This window comes from Variovorax sp. P4_D9 (assembly GCF_056401695.1).
The window spans coordinates 1-18,959 of sequence record NZ_JBFUIU010000083.1 but is presented as its reverse complement, the minus strand read 5'-3'; the positions used below and the strand labels follow the sequence as shown (position 1 = coordinate 18,959).

The window sequence follows — 18,959 nt, the reverse complement described above, 5'->3', positions numbered from 1 at the left end:
GCCACCAACACTTCGATCAGCACGATGCCGCTTTCGCTTCGGCGGCCGAGACGCCGGCGTGCTTGAGTCCGGGGTGTTCCGCGGGCGGTGCGTTGGAGTCGTTCAGGAGCTTGCATCGCGGTCACTCCGTGGGGCACTTGCGCGGGTCGTTGGCGTCGCTCACGGCCGGGTCGCACATCCGAACCTGGCCTGCCGACGTGATGGCGATGCGCAGATTGCGGTAGTTGACGCCGGTGCCGGTGCCGGTGCCGGTCCCGGTCACGTCGATCTTCTGGATGCGGTCGGAATTCGCGATGCGCCCGAAGCCATTGAAGGTGACGCTGTTGGCCGCGGTGCCGTCCGATTGAACGGCGGTCACCGAGACCCTGCCTCCACTGTCTCCGACGGCCCGGCCGGTGACGATCATCGGCGACGAGATGGTGGAGGGGTCGTCCGCGCAATGGGAGAGGGGCGAGTTCACGCTCACGACCCAGGAGCCGCTGCTGCCCGAGAGCGTGCAGTCGTTGCTCAGTTTGCTCGGATTGTCGACGGCAACCAGCCAGAACGAGATGCTCTGGTTGCGGCGGACCGCCTCGCCACGCGCGATCTGAAGCCCGTTCTGCAGCGAGTCGGCGACGCCGCGAATGCGCGTGTTCTCGATCCAGGTGCCGATGCCTGGCATGGTCGCATCGCCAGCACCGCGATGGTGACGACGACTTCGATCAGTGAGAAGCCGCGTTGTCTCATGGTGTGCGYGGCGCGTTCAGCAGTCGGCAGTCTTGGTGAGCCAGCAGCCTGCGGTCACGGCGGCGCCCTTGAACTTGGCCGTGGCGCGGTCACCGTTTTTATTGATGGTGTAGGTGTGGCCTACCGCGCTTCCGGCAACGCCTGATGCCGTGAAGGTGTAGCTCTGCTGCTTCGAATCACCTGTGGCGGCGTTGCACGGCAATCGAAACTGAAATACTTGATGGTGCTGGGAAAGGTGTTCCAGGTATTGGCCGCTGCGTTGTCGGCGCAAGCGGTGGCCGAGGACCCGTAGTTGCGGTTGTCCTGGTAGTACTGCTCCATCTTGGTCCGGCAGTCGGACAGTGCGTTGAAGGCTTCCGGAAGCTGCCCCCGCCGCACATAGTCGTTGTACGCAGGCAAAGCCACTGCAGCCAGGATCCCGATGATCGCGACCGCGATCATGACTTCGATGAGCGTGAAGCCTCCCGTACTAGAGCGAGGGTGGGAAACGTTGTGCACAGTAGCGACCTTTAAACCACATGATTTGGGTCACAAATTGTCACTGGATGACTTTTTTCGCCGACGCCGCTTGTCCGCGCATCGAATCCTTTCGTCGCCAGCGCATCGAGAATCTGTGAACTTTTCGCATGAATGAATACTTCTTTGGTTCTCGCTTCCATGTCGCGGGGTGACAGTGCCGCCAACTCTCCGTCGGCGCGAAGCGCCGCGCTGAGCGTGGCGTTGGCCCTGCCTTTTCTCTTCCCGTTCGCGATCGGACCGTCGGTCAGCGCCATGCAGCAGCTGGCGGCTTGGACTTGTCTCGCCATCGCCGTGGCGCTCGGGCCGATCGCGCGGCCTTCGTGGCCCCTCCTGGGTTGGTTGGTCGTGGTGGTCCTGGCCGTGATGCTCGGCCCCGGCAGCCAGCCGGCGTTCGAACTGTCGACCCTCCTCGCGGTGGCAGCGGTCGGCCTGGCCGCCGCCTTGGGTGCGCGAATGGCGGATTCGAGCTCGCCTGCCCCGCTGGCCTGGGCGCTCCTCGTCGCTGGGCTGGTCAGCGCCCTGCTAGGACTGTTGCAGTACTTCGGCCTCGCCGCCCCGCTGGTCCCCTGGACCACGGCCCCCGAACTCGGCCAGGCCTATGGCAACCTGCGCCAGCGCAACCAGTTCGCCACCCTGATCAGCATGGCCCTGATCTCGGCGCTGTGGCTGCACGCGCTGTCCGGCCGACGGGTGCGTGCGGCGCTGCTGCCGGCCGGCCTGCTGCTGGTCGTGGCCGCAGCCGCGGCGACCTCCCGGACCGGCCTGCTCCAGTTGCTGTCGATCGTTGGCATCTCGGCTTTCCTTGCCAGGCGCGAGCGCCGCCGTTCGTCCGCACAGTCCTGGCGGCTCCCGCATCCCTGGCTGATTGTGGCCATAGTGCCTGCTTACTTCGTTGCTTCCTGGCTGCTGCCGCATCTCACCGGCTCCGAGGTCGAAGGCATGATGAGCCGCCTGCGCGACGGCGCCCCCGACGCCCACAGCCGGCTGCTGCTCTGGCGCAACGTTATCGACCTGATCGCCCAGCACCCATGGGCCGGCTGGGGCTGGGGCGAGCTGAAGTTCGCGCACTTCAGCACGCTCTACGCCGGCCCGCGCTTCGTCGAGATCCTCGACAACGCCCACAACCTGCCGCTGCATCTGGCGGTCGAGCTCGGCGTTCCCGCGGCGCTGCTGATCTGCGCCGGCTTCTGCGCGCTGGTGCTCGCCGCCCGTCCCTGGCGCGAGACCGACCCGGCGCGGTCGATGGCCTGGGGCCTGCTCGGCGTGATCGTGCTGCACAGCCTGCTCGAGTACCCGCTCTGGTACGGCCCATTCCAGTTGGTCTTCGGCCTGTGCCTGGGCTACCTGTGGCCTGCGTCGCCTTCGGCGGCTCGTTCGCCCCGGCCCCCACGGCGGGCGGCTCTCGCCCTGCCGGCCGTTGCGGCACTGGTCCTGTTGGCGGCGGTTGGCTACGCCGCCTGGGACTACACCCGCATCAGCCAGGTCTATCTGGCCCGCGACCAGCGGCTTGCGTCCTACCAGGACCGCCCGCTCGAGCAGGCGCAGCGCTCCTGGCTGTTCGAGGCGCCGGTCGCCTTCGCCAGGCTGACGCTGACGCCGGTCACCCGTGCCAATGCCGCGGAGATGCATGCGCTGGCGCAGCGGGTGATGCATTTTTCGCCGGAGCCGGCGGTCGTCGTGAAGCTGATCGAAAGCGCGATCCTGCTCGGCGAGGACGACGAGGCCGTCGCGCAGGTCGCGCGTTTCAAGGCGTCCTATCCAGCGGACCACGCCCGCTGGGTCGGCGGCCCGACCGTGCAAGCGGATGTGTCGCCGCCGGCGATGTGCGAGCCTGAATGAGAGAGGGATACGTCCAAAGTATTACAAATGGACTCACTTGACACGCTTATGCTGTAATTCCTTCGCTGTAACTCTCCGTCCAGCCTCTTGCACATGACCCACTATGCGTTCGTTCATCTCGAGTTCGGGGCCCGGCATCGGGAGTCGTCGATGGCACTGCTTGCGAAGTTCCGCGCCTTGCTGGCCAAGCCCGGAAACCGGATCACGCCGATCATCGTGGACAACGGCCGGCTCGAAGGCGAGGAAAGCTACCGCGGCCATGGGTTCKAGGCCGTGCGCGTCGTCCCGGGCGACAACTCCAATCGGGAGTTCAGCGGCTGGGATGCCGGGGTGGCCGCCCTGCTTTCGGGCGCCGAAGAGCCCGACGTCTGGGTCTTTACCAACGATACGGCCGCGCGCCACCACGGCTGGAGCGACGCGCGCGCGGCGCGATTTTGCGAGGAAGCCGAGTGGCTCAGCGGGCATCCGGCGCCCTGGATGCTCGGCGAAGTCACGGATTACATCGGCTCCTCGCCCACGCCGCTGGGCCCACAGATCCAGCATGTCTCGACCTATGCCTTCGTGATCAACCGCGCGTTGCGCCAGGGATTGGGCACGCTCAGCCCCGGAAATGCGCTGCTGGATTCATTCGTGCACGACAGCTATGAGCCGGCTCGCAAGCTGTTCAAGGACAACGTCGATCCGGGCTACGCCAAGGGATGCCTGACCTGGTTGGTCGCGGAAGAAGGCGAAGCGGAGGAGCGCGCTCGAAAGTACAAGTGGGCTTTCGCTTGGCACAATGCAAAGCCGCTCAATGCCGAAACCTTCGAAGACCTGCGCATGAAGGTGCGTTGCGTGTTGTCGGAGGGGGCCCTGACCCTGCGTGCGCGCCATCTGGGCGCCGAGATCCGATCCCCCTACGATGCCTGCAACGCACGGATGCGGATCCGCCGGACGGCGCAATTCATCTTGCACAAGTTTTCCGAAAGGCGGATCTTGCGCCGCCTGCAAAAGGCCTGACGCCGGCGAGCAGCGCTATCGGGCGTCGTCGCCGGCCAGCCAGCTTCCCGACTTCCCCCCGTGCTTCTCCAGCACATGGACGTCGGTGATGCGCATCCCGCGGTCGACCGCCTTGCACATGTCGTAGACGGTCAGGAGCGCCACCTGGACCGCTGTCAGGGCTTCCATCTCGACCCCGGTCGGCCCGACGGTCTCGACCGTTGCGGTACAAGCCACCTGGGGCGTGCCGCCATCGGCCAGTGCGAAGGCCACCGCCACGCGGGTCAGCGCCAGCGGGTGGCACAGCGGGATCAGGTCGCTGGTCTTCTTGGCCGCCTGGATGCCGGCGATGCGGGCGACGCCCAGCACGTCGCCCTTCCTGGCGTTGCCGGACTCGATCAGGGCCAGGGTCGAGGCCTGCATCTCGATGCGGCCGGTCGCCACGGCCACCCGGTGGGTTGCCGGCTTGGCGGCCACGTCGACCATGTGCGCCTGGCCCTGGGAATCGAAATGGGTGAGTGAACTCATCTGTGAACGTTCCGTGGAGTAAAGCATCATACGGGGCCGAGCCTTGGACAGGAATTCCACGCTTGACCGCCATCGACCGACCCCTTTCCCCCGCGCCGGGCCGCGCGGCGCGCCTGCTGCGCGGCCTGTGCGCCGGGCTGCTGATTGCCGCGCAGATCGCGTTGCCTCTGCGCGCGCAGGCCCAACAGCTGCCCGGCATGGGCGACGGCGGCGAGATGACCGCCAGCGCCGAGCGCCACCTGGGCGACCAGATCGCCCGCGAACTCTACCGCGACCCGGACTACATCGACGATCCGGTGCTGGTCGAGTACGTGCAGGACATCTGGCAGCGCCTGCTGGCGGCGGCACGGGTGCGCGGCGAACTCACGCCCGAACTCGACGAGCGCTTCGCCTGGACCGTCCTGCTGGGCCGCGACCGCAACATCAATGCCTTTGCGCTGCCCGGCGGCTACCTCGGGCTCAACCTGGGCCTGGTCGCGGTGGTCGGCAGCCGGGACGAGCTGGCTACGGTGCTCGGCCATGAACTGTCCCACGTCACGCAGCGCCACATCGCGCGCATCATGACCAAGCAGAGCCAGCAGATGCCGCTGATGCTGGCCGCGATGGTGCTCGGCGCGATCGCCGCCAGCAAGAGCCGCAGCGGCGATGCCGGCCAGGCGATGATCATGGGCAGCCAGGCCATGTTCATGCATAACCAGCTGAGCTTCTCGCGCGACATGGAGCGCGAGGCCGACCGCGTCGGCTTCGGCGTCATGGCGCAGGCCGGCTACGCGCCGCAGGGCGCGGCGGCGATGTTCGAGAAGCTGCAGTACGCCTCGCGGCTCAACGACAACGGCTCCTATCCCTACCTGCGCAGCCACCCGCTCACCAGCGAGCGGATCGCCGACATGCAAGGCCGCTTCCAGTTCAAGCCCGGCAGCGCGGCGGCGCTGCCGCTGGCGATGGATCACGCGATGATCACCGCCCGCGCCCGGGTGCTCACGCGTCCCGGCGTCGACGTGCTGCGCCAATGGGCCGATGCGCCCGGTGGCAGCGAGTTCGCGCGCAGTTCGCCGGCGCAGCAGGCGGGCATGCTCTATGCGGGGGCGCTGTCGGCCAGCGAGCTGCGCGATTTCAAGGCGGCCCGCGCGCTGGTCCAGCAGCTGATCGCGCGCACCGCGGGCGATCAGCCCTCGGCGCGGCTGGCCCGGCTCTTGTCGGCCGAGATCGAGCTGACGGCCGGTGCCGCGCCGGCCGCCGCGGGCCTGCTCAACCCGAAGGCCAAGGATCGTCCCGAGATGCTGCTGGCGGCACAGGCCGCGGTCGCCACCCGCAACCCGGCGCCGATGATTCCGCCGCTGCGCGACTGGGTCGCCACCCATCCGCGCGATGCCACCGCCTGGCGCACGCTCGGCAATCTGTACGGCGCCAACAACGAACCGGTCAGCGCCATCCGCGCGGATGCCGAGGCCAACGTCGCCATTCTCGACTTCGCGGCGGCCCGCGATCGCTTCAAGGCTGCGCAGGACCTGGTCCGCAAGCCCGGTTCGGTGCCGATCGACCACTACGAGGCATCGATCATCGACACCCGTGCCCGTGCCGTCGACGCGCTCGTCAGGGAGCAGGCCGCCGAGGCCAGGCAGCAGCAGCGGTAGTGGTAGTAAGAGGCCGTGCGTTCAGACCGGCGCCGGGCCGCCCCAAGGCGGTCTGTGCCCCTCGGGGGGCCTCAGCGCGCCCTCAAGAACAGCCCGCCGAGCGCCGACTCGATCAGCACGCCGAGCAGGGAATAGATCAGCGAGCCGAGCAGGGCCGCGAGGAAGCTGTCGACGTGGAAGCCCGACAGCAGCCCGGAGGCGGCCCAGAAGAGCAGGGCGTTGATCACGAACAGGAACAACCCCAGCGTGACGATGGTGACCGGCAAGGTCAGCACCACCAGCACCGGGCGCACGAACATGTTGAGCAGACCGATCACGGCCGCTGCCAGCAACGCCGAGGTGTAGGTGGTGACCTGGACGCCGCGGTAGAGATAGGCCACCGCCAGCAGCGCGAAGGCGCTGAGCAGCCACTTGATGAGAAGTCGCATCCGGCGCGTCGGCCCGGCTACTCGGACAACTCGTTGGCGAGCACCAGCAGCGCGCCCATGCCGATCACCGCGCCGGGCAGCGCCCATCCCGAATGGCCGGCCGGCGGGACGTCGGGGGCCACGGGTTCGAGATCGACGCCGATCTTCGGCCGGCGGGCATCGACCACCCGCGCGGCCCCATGCTCCAGCTTCAGGCGCTGCGTCAGCTCGGGCAGGGGCCCATTGGCGAGCACCGGCGTCACCTGCACATCGCCGACCGCCAGCAGGGGCAGCAGCTGCTCCTGGACCTTGGCGAACCATTTGGCACGCCAGTTCTCGCGCGCGCTGTGGCTGACCCATTTGCTGATGTGGCGGGTCATGCGCGGTGCACAGGCCACCAGCACCCATTCGCGCACGCCGGTGCCGCCGGAGTCGGCCGGCGCCCGGGCGAGAAACTCGCGCGCGTAGGCCGCGTCGTCCACGTACAGAATGACCTTTTCCATGATTGCTCCTTCTGGGGTTGGTTGGAGTGGCAGAGACATCGACGGAAGAAGTGGGTCAGGCGGTGACCGTGTGGGCCTGCTTCGGTTTGCGCGCGGCCACCCATTTGCCGATCATCAGCACCAGGACCGCACCAATGACGCCCGCTGCGTAGCGCACCACATCGCTTTGCGGCAGCTTCGGCACCCAGGTCCAGGCGGCCGGATTGGCCACCGAAGGATCGGACACCGCCATCGTGCCGGCGATCCAGCCCAGCAGCATGCCGCCCAGCGTGATGATCAGCGGAAAGCGGTCCATCAGCTTGATGACCAGCTGGCTGCCCCAGACGATGATCGGGATGCTGACCAGCAGGCCGAAGATCACGAGCGGCATCTGGTGGCCTGCACCGGCGCCCTGCGCGGCGCCCGCGATCGCGATCACGTTGTCGACGCTCATCACCAAGTCGGCCACGATGACGGTCTTGACCGCGGCCCAGAGCTTGTCGCTGGCCGCGATATTGCCGTGGGCATCGTCATGCTCTGGTGCCAGCAGCTTGACGCCGATCCACAGCAGCAGGATGGCGCCGGCCAGTTTCAGGAACGGGATCGCCAGCAGCGTCAGCGCGAAGAAGATCAGGACCACGCGCAGCACGATGGCGCCGGCGGTGCCCCACAGGATGCCCTTGGTGCGCTGGGCCGGTGGCAGCTTGCGGCAGGCCAGGGCGATCACGACGGCGTTGTCGCCACCCAGCAGGATGTCGATCATGATGATCTGGCCGACGGCGACCCAGAACTCGGGGGTTAGAAATTGCTCCATGGCGTCCTCAGTCTTTTGGTTTCACTCCGCCCGCGTGCATTGGATGTGGCGTTGATTGAGAGAACCGGGTCCTCGAGGAACTGCAACGCTTCGATCAAACCCGCGAGGGTTCATATCGAAGGTCTTGCACGACAGCACGGAGCTGCCCGACACGCCGGAAGTGTTTTGCTTCGTATTGACGACCTGCCGATACCCGCGCTTCGCAGAACGGGTGGGAGCTACTCCCCTTCGTGGGTGGAATTAGAGCATCGTGCCCGTGGCGTTGCAACTCGGACCGGCCGGCTTCTTAAACGAAAAGCGCTGGGATTCCGCTCCGCAAAAAGCTGTGATGCTATGAATTTCATAGCAATCAATTCCTTCAACAGGTGCGGGACATTGGCCGGACTATGATGCGCGCTCGCTTTTTTTCGTCCCCCCAATGGCCGCCATACACATCACCGACATCGAGGCCGCCATCAACTTCTGGCGCGACCGGAAACCTTCGCCCGACGGCATCACGCTGGCCCCCGAGCTGCGGGCGCTGGCCGAGGTCTACGCGTTGATGGTGTTCCACCACGAGGACGAGGTCGACGAGGTCGGCTTTCCCGCCGCGGCCTGGGCCGCCTGGCTGGCCTGGTACCAGAGCACGCCCGACACGCCCTGCATCGCGATCTGCTCCACCAGCCAGGGCGACGACGAGTGCAAGGGCTGCGGCCGCAGCTTCGACGAAGTGCAGCATTGGCCCGCGATGTCGCCGGCCGAGAAGCGCTCGACCTGGCGCCGCATCACGATGCAGGACAGCGCCTGGCGCTTCAACAAGTATGCCGAGCGCGCGCGCGAGGCCGGCCAGATCCGGCCGGAGGACGCGGCGCCCGATCCTGCTGCCGGCTGATGGCGATGCGGCGCCTGGCCCAAGCTCCGAACCTCGCGATCGCGACGCTGTGGGTGCAGATGCTGCGCGACGACGGCATCGACGCCACGGTGCAGCGTGAGTACCTGGGGGCCGCGGCCGGCCAGCTGCCGCCCGACCAGTGCCTGCCGGAGATCTGGATCGAGAACGAGGCCCAGTTCGCGCTCGCCGAGCAGCTGCTTTATGACCTGCGCCACCGCCCCCAGCGCCGCTGGGCATGCGCCTGCGGCGAGCTGGTGGAGGGCGGATTCGAGCAGTGCTGGCGCTGCGGCGCGATGATGCCGTAGCCCGGCGCGGCGCCAGCCTACCGCAGCCTGACCGGCTCGATGTCGATGCTGCGGCTGCCGTCGCCCAGCATCAAGGCGCCTTCCTGGATCGTGGCCTGCAGCTGCATCGAGCGCTGCGCCAGCGCCGCCAGCGCCTGCGAGGCCGCGGTCGGAACCCTGAACACGCTGAGGTTCTGCGGCCGGGTCAGCTTGTTCTCGATGCCGCGCCACCAGATCTCGGCGGCGTGATTGAAGCAGTAGACGATCACCTCGTCGGCCTTGCCGCAGGCCTTGATCACCGGCTTGTCCTCGGGTTGGCCGACCTCGATCCAGAGCTTCACCTGGCCGGTGAAATCGCGCAGCCAGACATCGGGCTCCTCCGGATTCGACAGGCCGGCACCGAAGGCCAGCGTGCCGTCGCCGTTGCACACGTCCTGCAGTTTGTGGGCGTTGAGCGCCAGCGCGACCAGCCGGATCATCATCCGCTCGTCGGTCTCGCTGGGGTGGCGCGCCAGGGTCAGCGCATGGTCGGCGTAGTAGCTGTGGTCGATGTCGGCGACCGCCAGGTTCGCCTTGAAGATCGTGCTCTTGAGCGCCATCAGGCCCGCCGGGCCAGTTCGGCTGCCTTGCCGATGTAGCTGCCGGGCGTCATGGCCAGCAGGCGCTCTTTCTCGGCCTCGGGGATCTCCAGCGAGCGGATCAGCCCGTGCAGCGCCTCGGCGGTCACGGTCTTGCCGCGCGTGACTTCCTTCAGCTGCTCGTAGGCGCCCTGGACGCCGAAGCGCCGCATCACGGTCTGGATCGGCTCGGCCAGCACTTCCCACGCGGCGTCGAGGTCGTCGGCCAGCGCTTCCTCGTTGAGTTCGAGCTTGCTCATGCCGGTCGCCAGACTGGCATAGGCCAGGGTGGCGTAGCCGAAGGCGACGCCGATGTTGCGCAGCACGGTGCTGTCGGTCAGGTCGCGCTGCCAGCGGCTGATCGGCAGTTTCTCGCTCAGGTGGCGCAGCACCGCGTTGGCCAGGCCCAGGTTGCCCTCGGCGTTCTCGAAATCGATCGGATTGACCTTGTGCGGCATGGTCGAGGAGCCGATCTCGCCCGGCTTCAGGCGCTGCTTGAAATAGCCCAGGCTGACATAGCCCCAGATGTCGCGCGAGAAGTCGACCAGGATGGTGTTGGTGCGGGCCACGGCGTCGAACAACTCGGCCATGTAGTCGTGCGGCTCGATCTGGATGCTGTAGGGCTGGAAGCTCAGGCCCAGGCCGAGCGGCGCGGGCGTCTCGACCACCTTTTGGCTGAATGCTTCCCAGTCGAACTCGGGCCATGCCGCCATGTGGGCGTTGTAGTTGCCGACTGCGCCGTTCATCTTGCCCAGCAGTTGCACGCCGGCGATCTGCTCGCGCGCCTTGGACAGGCGCACGGCGACGTTCGCCAGTTCCTTGCCGACAGTGGTCGGACTCGCGGTCTGGCCGTGGGTGCGCGAGAGCATCGACACCCCGGCGAATTTGTGGGCCATGTCGCGCATGGTGGCGATCAGGCCGTCGATCGCCGGCAGCATGACCTTTTCGCGGGCCGCCTGGATCTGCAGCGCGTGGCTGGTGTTGTTGATGTCCTCGCTGGTGCAGGCGAAATGGACGAACTCGGAGGCGGCCAGGAGTTCCGGACGGGCCTCGAACTTCGACTTGATCCAGTATTCGACCGCTTTCACGTCGTGGTTGGTGGTCTTCTCGATCTGCTTGATCGCGACCGCATCGGCCTCCGAGAAATTGGAGACCAGGCCGAGCAGGTACTTGCGGGCGCCGCCCGTGAGCGGCTTGAATTCAGCGAAGCCGCAGTCCGAGAGGGCGATGAACCACGCCACCTCGACCTGCACCCGCCGGTGCATGTAGCCCTGTTCGCTCATCAGCGGACGCAGCGCCGAGAGCTTGGCCGCATAACGGCCGTCGAGGGGGGAAAGGGCGGAGACGGTGGAGAAACTCATGGGCCAATTTTAGGTTGCGGCACGGCCGAAGCAATTTCGCCGCCATCGCCGAAGGATTCAGTGACTCGCATTCCCCTAGAATCAAAGCGCTATAACGATGACCCAGATGGGGGAGTGCCTGCATGAAACTGATCGGATCCGCTGCCAGCCCGTACGTGCGCAAGGTGCGCGTGGTCATGGCCGAAAAGCGGCTCGATTACCAGTTCGTGATCGAAGACGTCTGGTCTGCCGACACCACGATTTCCAGTTCCAACCCGCTCGGCAAGGTGCCTTGCCTGATCATGGACGGCAGCGAGGCGATGTTCGATTCGCGTGTGATCGTCGAATACCTCGACACCCTGTCGCCGGTCGGCAAGCTGATTCCGCAGCAGAGCCGCGAGCGCGCCGAGGTCAAGACCTGGGAGGCGCTGGCCGATGGCGTGATGGATGCCGGCCTGCTGCTGCGCATGGAGGCCACCTGGGTGCACCGCGCCGACAGCGAGCGCAGCCAAGCCTGGATGGACCGCCAGCGCGGCAAGATCAACCACGGCATCGCGGCGATGGCCAAGGGCCTGGCCGACAAGCCCTTTTGTAGTGGCATTCACCTGAGCCTGTCCGACATCGCCGTCGGCTGCGTGCTGGGCTGGCTCGACTACCGCTTCCCCGAGATCGACTGGCGCGCCGACCACTCCAACCTGGTCCGCCTCTACGACAAGCTCATGCTCCGCCCCAGCTTCGCCGACACCAAACCCTGAGCCGAACGAGTCCCAAAATGAAAAAGCCCCGCACGCGGGGCTTTTTGCTTCCAGTGGCCGGCACAGCCAGGCGCGCTGGTTTTGCCCCCGGTAGGGGTGGGAGGGCTACACGAAGTGAGCCCGACCTGGGGGCGAGTGATAAAGATGTTACGAGGCGCCCCGACGCGAAGGAGGGAGGGAGGGAGGAGGAGAAGAATCGCCTCGGGATTTCAACCTGGCGGCAGGCGCCTGGAAGGCCTCGCAACATAAAAACCGACCGGATTTTCGTGCCCGGAAACGGTATGAGCGCAGCTTCGCGAGCCGGTTCCCTGGCGATAGGTAAGCGTTTGTGACTAGTTCGAGAGTGTTGCAGCGGCGGGTTTCGCGGCCGCCAACGGGGCTGCGTCCAGCTGCTTTTCGATCTCCCGCACGAAAGCCCGGTCGTCCGGCGCCGTCATGCTCGAGTACGAGTCCACCACCTTGCCGTCGCGGCCGATCAGGTACTTGTAGAAGTTCCATTTCGGCGTTGTCCCCGAGAGCTGGGCCAGTTGCTTGAAAAGCGGACTGGCGTCGGGCCCGCGAACCGAGGATTTCGCGAACATCGGAAATTTGACGCCGAAGGTGCTTTCGCAGAAATCGGCGATTTCCTTGTTCGAGCCGGCCTCCTGGGCGAAATCGTTCGACGGGAAGCCGAGCACCACGAGCCCTCGCGCGCGGTACTTGCTGTCGAGYGCCTCGAGGCCCTTGTACTGGGGCGTGAAGCCGCAGAAGCTGGCGGTATTGACCACCAGCACCACCTTGCCCGCGTACTGACACAAGGACTGAGGCTTTTCGTCCTGGAGCCGCGGAAAGGTGTGTTGCAGGATGGCCGGGCAGACGCTCGGGGCCGCGGTGGCTGCTTGAGCGCTCGCCGGGGTCGGGAGCAGGCAGACCGCCAGCGCCACGGCCGGAAAAAATGGCAGTAGAGATCTGAAGGGTATTCGCATGGCGGTCATTCCCGAATGAAAAAGGATCACGAATTCGCCGCATTGGCGCACGCGGATTCGCATCATCACGCGCTTGACACGTGCGCGCCGGGCAGCCCGACTAAAATCCGTCGGCTTAAGAAAGACATTGATGCTCTATCCGGAACTCTTCAGACAACTCGAATCTGTCCGCTGGGACATGGACAAGGATATTCCTTGGCAGTCTTTCGACGCAACCCTGCTCACCGAAGAACAGGCCCAGACCATCAAGATGAACGCGATCACCGAGTGGGCGGCACTGCCGGCCACCGAGATGTTTCTGCGCGACAACCGCCATGACAGCGACTTCTCGGCCTTCATGTCGATCTGGTTCTTCGAGGAGCAGAAGCATTCGCTGGTGCTGATGGAATACCTGAAGCGCTTCAGCCCGCAGCATGCGCCGACCGAGCAGGAACTGCACGACGTGCGCTTCGATTTCGACCCGGCCCCGCCGCTCGAGACCCTGATGCTGCATTTCTGCGGCGAGATTCGCCTGAACCACTGGTATCGCCGTGCGGCCGAATGGCACACCGAGCCGGTGATCAAGCACATCTACACCACGCTGAGCCAGGACGAGGCGCGCCACGGCGGCGCCTACCTGCGCTACATGAAGCGCGCCATGGAGAAGTTCGGCGACGAGGCGCGTTCGGCCTTCACCAAGGTCGGCGTGCTGATGGCCAGCGCCCGCCGCACCGCGCAGGCGCTGCACCCGACCAACCTGCACGTCAACAAGGCGCTGTTCCCGAACGACACGATCCAGAGCCGGGTGCCCGATCCCGACTGGCTCGAGCACTGGCTCGACAAGCAGATCAAGTTCGATTCCGTCTGGGAAAGCAAAGTCGGCGAGCGCATCCTGCACAACCTGAGCCTGCTGATGAACCGCAGCTTCAAGACGGTGCAGGAACTCAACCGCTACCGCAAGGAACTGGCCGCCTCGCTCGGCCCCAAGCCAGAATACCAGGGCGCCTGATCCCGTCGCGGCGCTGTCAGCGCCGCTCGACGATCACCGGCGTCAGCTGCAATCCATTGCGGACCTGTTCGGCCGTGTCGCGCGCCAGGTCACGCGATGCGAAGGGGCCGGCTTGCAGGCGGTGGGTTCCGCTTTCGCTGAAGACATTGAGGCTGCCGGCCAGCGGCGGCATTTCGCGCGCCACCCGCTGCTGGAAGCGCAGGGCGCCGTCGCGCTGGCTGAAGGCGCCAAGCTGCACCCAATAACCAGGTCCAGGTCCGGCGGCGGACGCCCGCGGAGCCGGCCCGGCATCCTGCATCGGGGCCGGCGCTGCGGCCGGGGGCGCGGCGATCGGCGCCATGGGCGGCAGCGCCGTGATCTGCATCGCGTCGTAGCGCGACGTGGCCACCACCGGCGCGGTCAGCGCGGCAGGCACCGCGACGCTTTCCGCGGAGCCGACGGGTGCCATCGCCGCTGCGGAGGCGACGGTGGCCGGGCCCGGCATCGCCTGCTGCTGCGCCAGCACCGGCGCGTCGCCGCGCCGCCAGGCGCCGGTGCGGATGTCCTCGTTGGTGATGCGCTCGATCTCGACCGGCGCGACGCCGCGCAGCAGGTCGAGCTTGAGCGCTGCGGTGTAGCTCAGGTCGATCACGCGGTCGTCGTGGAACGGGCCGCGGTCGTTCACGCGCACGATCACCTCGCGCCCGTTGGCCGGATTGCGCACCCGCACATAGCTCGGCAGCGGCAGCGTCTTGTGGGCCGCCGTCATCGCGTACATGTCGTAGGGCTCGCCGCTGGCGGTCGACTGGGCATGGAACTTGGTGCCGTACCACGATGCGAGCCCGCTTTCGCGAAACGGCCGGTCGTCGACGATGGGCGTGTACGACCGACCGAGCACCACATACGGCTTGCTGGTGCCGCCGCTGCCGCGGATCGGCTCGATGCGGGGTTCGGCGTCGGGCACCTGGCTCAGGTCGGAGGGCGGTCTGGCCGCGGCACCGTCGCGTCCGCCGCGCGGCCCGCTGGCGCAGCCGGCGAGAAGCACCAGCGTCGCTGTCGCTGTCCATGCAAGGACGCGCCGCGGCAGCTTGCGGCTAGCCAAACACCGCCTTCCAGAGCGCCAGCATGGCCTCGCGCTCGGCCMCCAGCGCGCTCATCGGCACCTGGGTCGGTTCCTCGTTGMGCCGGGCCCGGTGCTGCACGCGGCGCAGTTCGCGGTAGGCCGATGCGGCCGCTCGGCCAACGCCCGCGGGCAGCAGGCCGGCTGCCTCGGCCCGCTGCAGCAGCGCGATGTTGCCGACGTTGGGCACCAGTTCGGGATGCACCTTGGATTCGGACAGCACCAGGAACTGCACGGCGAACTCGGCATCGACCATGCCGCCGGGGCTGTGCTTGACGTCGAAGCGGTCGGGCTTGACCGGTCGCGCGGCGCGCACCTTCTCGCGCATTGCGACGATCTCGGCCTTGAGGGCCTCTCGGTCGCGCTGCGCAATGATGACCGCCTCGCGGATGCGGTCGAAGCGCTCGCCGAGCGCCGGGCCGCCCAGCACGAAGCGTGCACGCGTCATGGCCTGGTGCTCCCAGGTCCAGGCGGTGTTGCTGCCGCGGCCGAGCTGGTATTTCTCGTAGGCCTCGAAACTGGTCGTGAGCATTCCCGAATTGCCGTTGGGACGCAGCGCGGTGTCGATCTCGAACAGGTCGCCCTCGCGGGTCTTGACCGTGAGCCAGTTGATCAGCTTGCGTACGTAGGCTGCATAGACCTCGCCTGCGCGCTCGTCCTCGTCGTCGTAGACGAACACGATGTCGAGGTCGCTGCCGTAGCCCAGTTCCTTGCCGCCGAGTTTGCCGTAGCCGATGATCGCGAAGCGTGGCTGCTCGCGGTGCGGGTTGCGCACCTGCGGCCAGCACCAGCGCGCGGTCACGCGCAGCACCACGTCGGCCAGGGCGCTCAGGTCGTCGGCCACCTGCTCGACCGTGATGCGGCCGTCGACGTCGCGCGCCAGCGTGCGGAACAGCTCCGCATGATGGGCGTGGCGCAGCAGGTTCAGCAGGCGCTCCTCGTCGGCCTCGCCGGTCTGCGTCAGCGAGCGGTGGCGGTCTTCGAGCTCGCGCTCGAACTCGGCCGCAACGAAGCGACCCGACAGCATGGCGCTGCTGGCCAGTTCGTCGATCACGCCGGGGTGCTGCATCAGGTAGCGCGCCGGCCATTTGGCCGAGCCGAGCAGGCGCAGCAGCCGCTCCTGCACCGCCGGCCGCTCCACCAGCAGCGCGATGTAGCTGTCGCGCCGCAACAGCGGCTCGATCCAGTCGGCCCAGCGCAGCGCGGCGTCGACATGGCGGCTGATCTGGCCTTGGGCGTCGCTGTCAGGTTCGCGCAGCCATTGGCCGGTGCGCTGCACCAGCTGGCGCAGGCGGGCCCGGGTGTCGTCGCGCAGCGCCAGCACCCGCGGGTTCCGGGTCCACGCCTCGATGCGCTCGGCGAAGGGCCCGGGCAGCGATTCGATCAGGTCGCTCAGGTCGACCGGCGGCGCGGCAGGCGCGCCGCCCTTGCAGCCGGAGCAGGGCTTCTTGCCGCCCAGCAAGGTGTCGAACTCCTGGGCGACGAATTCGCGGTGGGTGTCGAGCTGGGCCAGGAAGGCGCAGCAATCGGGGTAGCCCAGCGAGAGCGCTATCCAGCGCAGGTCGTCGTCGTTGATCGGCAGCACGTGGGTCTGCTGGTCGTCGAGGTACTGGATGCGGTGCTCGACCCGGCGCAGGAACTCGTAGGCGGCGGCGAGCGCATCGGCCGTCTCCTGCGGCATCAGGCCGGCGCGTGCCAGGCGCTGCAGCGCATCGAGCGTGGGCCGGGTCCGCAGTTCGGGGAACTGACCGCCGCGCACCACCTGCAGCAGCTGCACGGTGAACTCGATCTCGCGGATCCCGCCACGCGACAGCTTGACGTCGTTGGCGCGCTCGGGCCGGCCGGCGCTGCGGCGCGCCGCCTGCTCGCGGATCTGCCGATGCAGCGTGCGCAGCGAGTCGAACACGCTGTAGTCGAGGTAGCGGCGGAAGACGAAGGGCAGCACCACCCCGCGCAGCGCCTGCGCCGAGCGGTCGGCCACCACGGCCGAGGGCGCCACCACCCGGCTCTTTAGCCAGGCGAAGCGCTCCCATTCACGGCCCTGGACCTGGAAATACTCTTCGAGGGCGTCGAGCGAGACCACGCTCGGCCCGGAATTCCCGTTGGGCCGCAGGGCCAGGTCGACCCGGWACACGAAGCCGTGCTCGGTGGTGTCGCCGACCAGGGCGTAGATCCGCTTGACCGCGCGGGCGAAGTACTCGTGGTTGGACAGCTGCGCGCGGCCCTCGGCATTGCCGGCGGTCTCGCCGTCCTGATCGTAGAGGTAGATCAGGTCGATGTCGCTCGAGACGTTGAGCTCGCGGGCACCGAGCTTGCCCATGCCGACCACCCACAGCTGGGCCCGCTGGCCGTCGGCCGCGAGCGGCGCGCCGTGGGCCTCGTCGAGCTCGGCGCAAGCCTCGCGGCAGGCGATGTCGAGCGCGAATTCGGCCAACTCGGTGACCGCAGTGGTGACCACCGCCAGCGGCGCCTGCCAGTCGCAGTCGAGCGTGACCAGCCTCTCCATCACCAGTTGGCGCACGATGCGCAAGGCGTCAGCGGCGTTGTCGCCGCGGCCGCGCAGGGCCCGGTAGGCCTCGGCCATGTGGGGGCGCAAGGGCTCGCCCGGCGGCAGCAGCGACAGTTCGCCGGCGTAGCGGCGGCGCAATCGCTGAACGAAGCGGGAAGATGCCGACAAGGGCAGTGAATCGGATGATGGCGGCGACCGCAGCACGGTGGTTTCGGCGGCGGTGGAACCCGGCTGGGAGCTGGCGGTCATAATTCCTGACACAGCGCGATCCTCAATGAACGACACGACGTCTTCCCCTTCACGTCTGCTCAAGATCACCGCTGCGACGGCGCGCTGGTTGTTGGGTTTGCTGATCGGTGCATGGCTCCTGCTTGCGCTGTCAGTCGCTGTCCTACATCTGTGGATTGTGCCGCGAATCGGAGACTACCGTGGCGCGCTGGAGGCGCAGGCCACACGGGCCATCGGCGTACCGGTTCGCATCGGTTCGATCAGCGCCCGCTCGGGCAGCTTCTTTCCGACGGTCGAGCTGCGCGACCTGGTGCTGATGGACAAGCGCGGCCAGGAGGCGCTGCGGCTCGAGCGGGTGGTGGCCAGCGTGTCGCCGCGCTCGCTCTGGAACCTGAGTTTCGAGCAGCTCTACATCGAGCGGCCGCAGGTCGAGGTCCGGCGCGATGCGCTCGGCAAGCTCCATATCGCGGGGCTCGACATGTCGAACGACACCAGCGGCGGCGGCGACGGTGCCGACTGGTTCTTCGCCCAGCGCGAGGTGGTGGTGCAGGGCGGTACCGTGCGCTGGACCGACGAACAGCGCAAGACGGCGCCGCTGCTGCTGACCGAGGTGCAGTTCGTGGCCCGCAACGGGGCCCGCAGCCACGCGATGCGCCTGGACGCGACGCCGCCGGCCGGCTGGGGCGAGCGGATCACGCTGCGCGGCCAGTTCCGCCAGCCGCTGCTGTCGGTGCGCAGCGGCAACTGGCGCACCTGGGACGGACAGATCTACGCCGACCTGCCCTATATCGATGTCACGCGGCTCGGCCGCTATGTCGACCTCGATGGCCGGATCCGCGAGGCCTCCGGCGGCCTGCGCATCTGGGCCGACGTCAACGACGGCGAGTTCACGGGCGGCGCGGCCGACCTGGCGCTGACCCGCATCGACGCTTCGCTCGGCAAGGCGCTCGAACCGCTGGTGCTGCGCGACGTGACCGGGCGCCTGAGCGGCAGGCACGACGACGGCATGCTCGAATTCGCCACCAGCCGGCTGCAGTTCGATACTTCCGACAACATGCGCTGGCCCGGCGGCAACCTGTGGTTCCAGCGCACGGAGGCCAAGGGCCGGACCGCCGAACGCACCGCCCTACGCGCCGACCGGCTCGATCTCGGGGCGCTGGCGCTGATCGCCGACCGGCTGCCGCTGGGTGATGCGACCCGCCGGCAGATCGAGGCCTTGCAGCCGCGCGGCCTGGTTGAGCGCATCGAGGCCAACTGGCAAGGCGCGGCGGACGACCCTACCAGCTACCAGGTGAAGGGGCGCATGAGCGCATTCAGCGTCGCGTCGCRGCCCGGCGTGCCGGTTGCCGCCGCGCCGGTGCCTGCGGGCGCGACCG

20 protein-coding genes and 1 pseudogene are annotated in these 18,959 nt (G+C 67.5%); 8 read left to right on the top strand and 13 right to left on the bottom strand.

Annotated elements, in window-relative coordinates; translation table 11 throughout:
• Positions 1-121: 121 nt before the first annotated feature.
• From AC1DY5_RS12070 to AC1DY5_RS12055, 4 genes and pseudogenes are all read right to left on the bottom strand, one after another.
• A complete protein-coding gene (locus tag AC1DY5_RS12070; RefSeq protein ID WP_478111536.1) occupies positions 122-661 on the bottom strand; it encodes a GspH/FimT family pseudopilin in 540 nt (179 codons plus the stop codon).
• A gap of 5 nt (positions 662-666) precedes the next feature.
• Positions 667-726 (bottom strand): annotated as a pseudogene (locus AC1DY5_RS12065) (prepilin-type N-terminal cleavage/methylation domain-containing protein); the annotation flags it as partial.
• Between the two features lie 120 nt (positions 727-846).
• On the bottom strand, positions 847-1,167 hold the full coding sequence (locus tag AC1DY5_RS12060; protein WP_478111534.1) for a type IV pilin protein: 321 nt from the start codon (positions 1,165-1,167) through the stop codon (positions 847-849).
• Positions 1,168-1,235: 68 nt separating this feature from the next.
• Complete coding sequence (locus tag AC1DY5_RS12055) at positions 1,236-1,499, bottom strand: hypothetical protein (RefSeq protein WP_478111532.1); 264 nt, start codon at positions 1,497-1,499, stop codon at positions 1,236-1,238.
• Between AC1DY5_RS12055 and AC1DY5_RS12050 the strand changes: the two genes are divergently transcribed.
• Entirely contained in the window at positions 1,498-3,084 is a 1,587-nt protein-coding gene (locus AC1DY5_RS12050) for a PglL family O-oligosaccharyltransferase (protein ID WP_478111530.1), read from the top strand. The genes AC1DY5_RS12055 and AC1DY5_RS12050 overlap by 2 nt on opposite strands.
• Positions 3,085-3,177: 93 nt before the next feature.
• A complete protein-coding gene (locus tag AC1DY5_RS12045) occupies positions 3,178-4,083 on the top strand; it encodes a hypothetical protein (protein ID WP_478111528.1) in 906 nt (301 codons plus the stop codon).
• Positions 4,084-4,098: 15 nt separating this feature from the next.
• Here AC1DY5_RS12045 and moaC read toward each other — a convergent pair whose 3' ends face one another.
• The gene (gene moaC / locus AC1DY5_RS12040) at positions 4,099-4,590 is read right to left on the bottom strand and encodes a cyclic pyranopterin monophosphate synthase MoaC (protein ID WP_478111526.1); all 492 of its coding nucleotides are present in this window, start codon (positions 4,588-4,590) and stop codon (positions 4,099-4,101) included.
• Between the two features lie 53 nt (positions 4,591-4,643).
• Here moaC and AC1DY5_RS12035 point away from each other — a divergent pair, with 53 nt between their 5' ends.
• Positions 4,644-6,224 carry a M48 family metalloprotease gene (locus tag AC1DY5_RS12035; RefSeq protein ID WP_478111538.1) on the top strand — a complete coding sequence of 527 codons (1,581 nt, stop codon included), beginning with the start codon at positions 4,644-4,646 and terminating at the stop codon, positions 6,222-6,224.
• A gap of 71 nt (positions 6,225-6,295) precedes the next feature.
• Here the strand turns inward: AC1DY5_RS12035 and AC1DY5_RS12030 are convergent, their stop codons facing one another.
• From AC1DY5_RS12030 to AC1DY5_RS12020, 3 genes are read right to left on the bottom strand one after another with little or no spacing between them, the layout of a single operon-like run.
• Positions 6,296-6,652 carry a phage holin family protein gene (locus tag AC1DY5_RS12030; RefSeq protein ID WP_478111525.1) on the bottom strand — a complete coding sequence of 119 codons (357 nt, stop codon included), beginning with the start codon at positions 6,650-6,652 and terminating at the stop codon, positions 6,296-6,298.
• Between the two features lie 17 nt (positions 6,653-6,669).
• Positions 6,670-7,134, bottom strand: a complete 465-nt coding sequence (locus tag AC1DY5_RS12025; RefSeq protein ID WP_478111523.1) for a hypothetical protein — start codon at positions 7,132-7,134, stop codon at positions 6,670-6,672.
• Positions 7,135-7,189: 55 nt separating this feature from the next.
• The gene (locus AC1DY5_RS12020) at positions 7,190-7,927 is read right to left on the bottom strand and encodes a TerC family protein (RefSeq protein WP_478111521.1); all 738 of its coding nucleotides are present in this window, start codon (positions 7,925-7,927) and stop codon (positions 7,190-7,192) included.
• Between the two features lie 418 nt (positions 7,928-8,345).
• On the opposite strand from AC1DY5_RS12020, the gene AC1DY5_RS12015 reads away from it, so the two are divergent.
• Entirely contained in the window at positions 8,346-8,798 is a 453-nt protein-coding gene (locus AC1DY5_RS12015) for a DUF3717 domain-containing protein (RefSeq protein ID WP_478111520.1), read from the top strand.
• 5 nt (positions 8,799-8,803) lie between these two features.
• Positions 8,804-9,103 (top strand): DUF2007 domain-containing protein, encoded by a 300-nt coding sequence (locus AC1DY5_RS12010; protein ID WP_478111537.1) that lies wholly within the window; start codon positions 8,804-8,806, stop codon positions 9,101-9,103.
• A gap of 17 nt (positions 9,104-9,120) precedes the next feature.
• On the opposite strand, the gene AC1DY5_RS12005 is transcribed toward AC1DY5_RS12010, so the two are convergent.
• Entirely contained in the window at positions 9,121-9,681 is a 561-nt protein-coding gene (locus AC1DY5_RS12005) for a YaeQ family protein (RefSeq protein WP_478111519.1), read from the bottom strand.
• Positions 9,681-11,060 carry an adenylosuccinate lyase gene (gene purB, locus AC1DY5_RS12000; RefSeq protein ID WP_478111517.1) on the bottom strand — a complete coding sequence of 460 codons (1,380 nt, stop codon included), beginning with the start codon at positions 11,058-11,060 and terminating at the stop codon, positions 9,681-9,683. The genes AC1DY5_RS12005 and purB overlap by 1 nt, the downstream gene beginning before the upstream one ends.
• Positions 11,061-11,182: 122 nt before the next feature.
• On the opposite strand from purB, the gene AC1DY5_RS11995 reads away from it, so the two are divergent.
• Positions 11,183-11,794, top strand: coding sequence for a glutathione S-transferase N-terminal domain-containing protein (locus AC1DY5_RS11995; protein WP_478111516.1), 612 nt, complete (start codon positions 11,183-11,185; stop codon positions 11,792-11,794).
• Positions 11,795-12,126: 332 nt separating this feature from the next.
• Here AC1DY5_RS11995 and AC1DY5_RS11990 read toward each other — a convergent pair whose 3' ends face one another.
• Positions 12,127-12,759, bottom strand: a complete 633-nt coding sequence (locus tag AC1DY5_RS11990; protein WP_478111514.1) for a glutathione peroxidase — start codon at positions 12,757-12,759, stop codon at positions 12,127-12,129.
• Positions 12,760-12,889: 130 nt separating this feature from the next.
• Here AC1DY5_RS11990 and AC1DY5_RS11985 point away from each other — a divergent pair, with 130 nt between their 5' ends.
• Entirely contained in the window at positions 12,890-13,747 is an 858-nt protein-coding gene (locus AC1DY5_RS11985; RefSeq protein WP_478111513.1) for a ferritin family protein, read from the top strand.
• A gap of 16 nt (positions 13,748-13,763) precedes the next feature.
• Here the strand turns inward: AC1DY5_RS11985 and AC1DY5_RS11980 are convergent, their stop codons facing one another.
• Both AC1DY5_RS11980 and glnE read right to left on the bottom strand, forming a co-directional pair.
• Positions 13,764-14,828 carry a septal ring lytic transglycosylase RlpA family protein gene (locus tag AC1DY5_RS11980; RefSeq protein WP_478111512.1) on the bottom strand — a complete coding sequence of 355 codons (1,065 nt, stop codon included), beginning with the start codon at positions 14,826-14,828 and terminating at the stop codon, positions 13,764-13,766.
• Complete coding sequence (gene glnE / locus AC1DY5_RS11975; RefSeq protein ID WP_478111511.1) at positions 14,821-17,604, bottom strand: bifunctional [glutamate--ammonia ligase]-adenylyl-L-tyrosine phosphorylase/[glutamate--ammonia-ligase] adenylyltransferase; 2,784 nt, start codon at positions 17,602-17,604, stop codon at positions 14,821-14,823. The genes AC1DY5_RS11980 and glnE overlap by 8 nt, the downstream gene beginning before the upstream one ends.
• Positions 17,605-17,629: 25 nt before the next feature.
• On the opposite strand from glnE, the gene AC1DY5_RS11970 reads away from it, so the two are divergent.
• On the top strand, positions 17,630-18,959 hold a 1,330-nt coding region (locus tag AC1DY5_RS11970), incomplete at its 3' end, for a YhdP family phospholipid transporter (protein WP_478111509.1).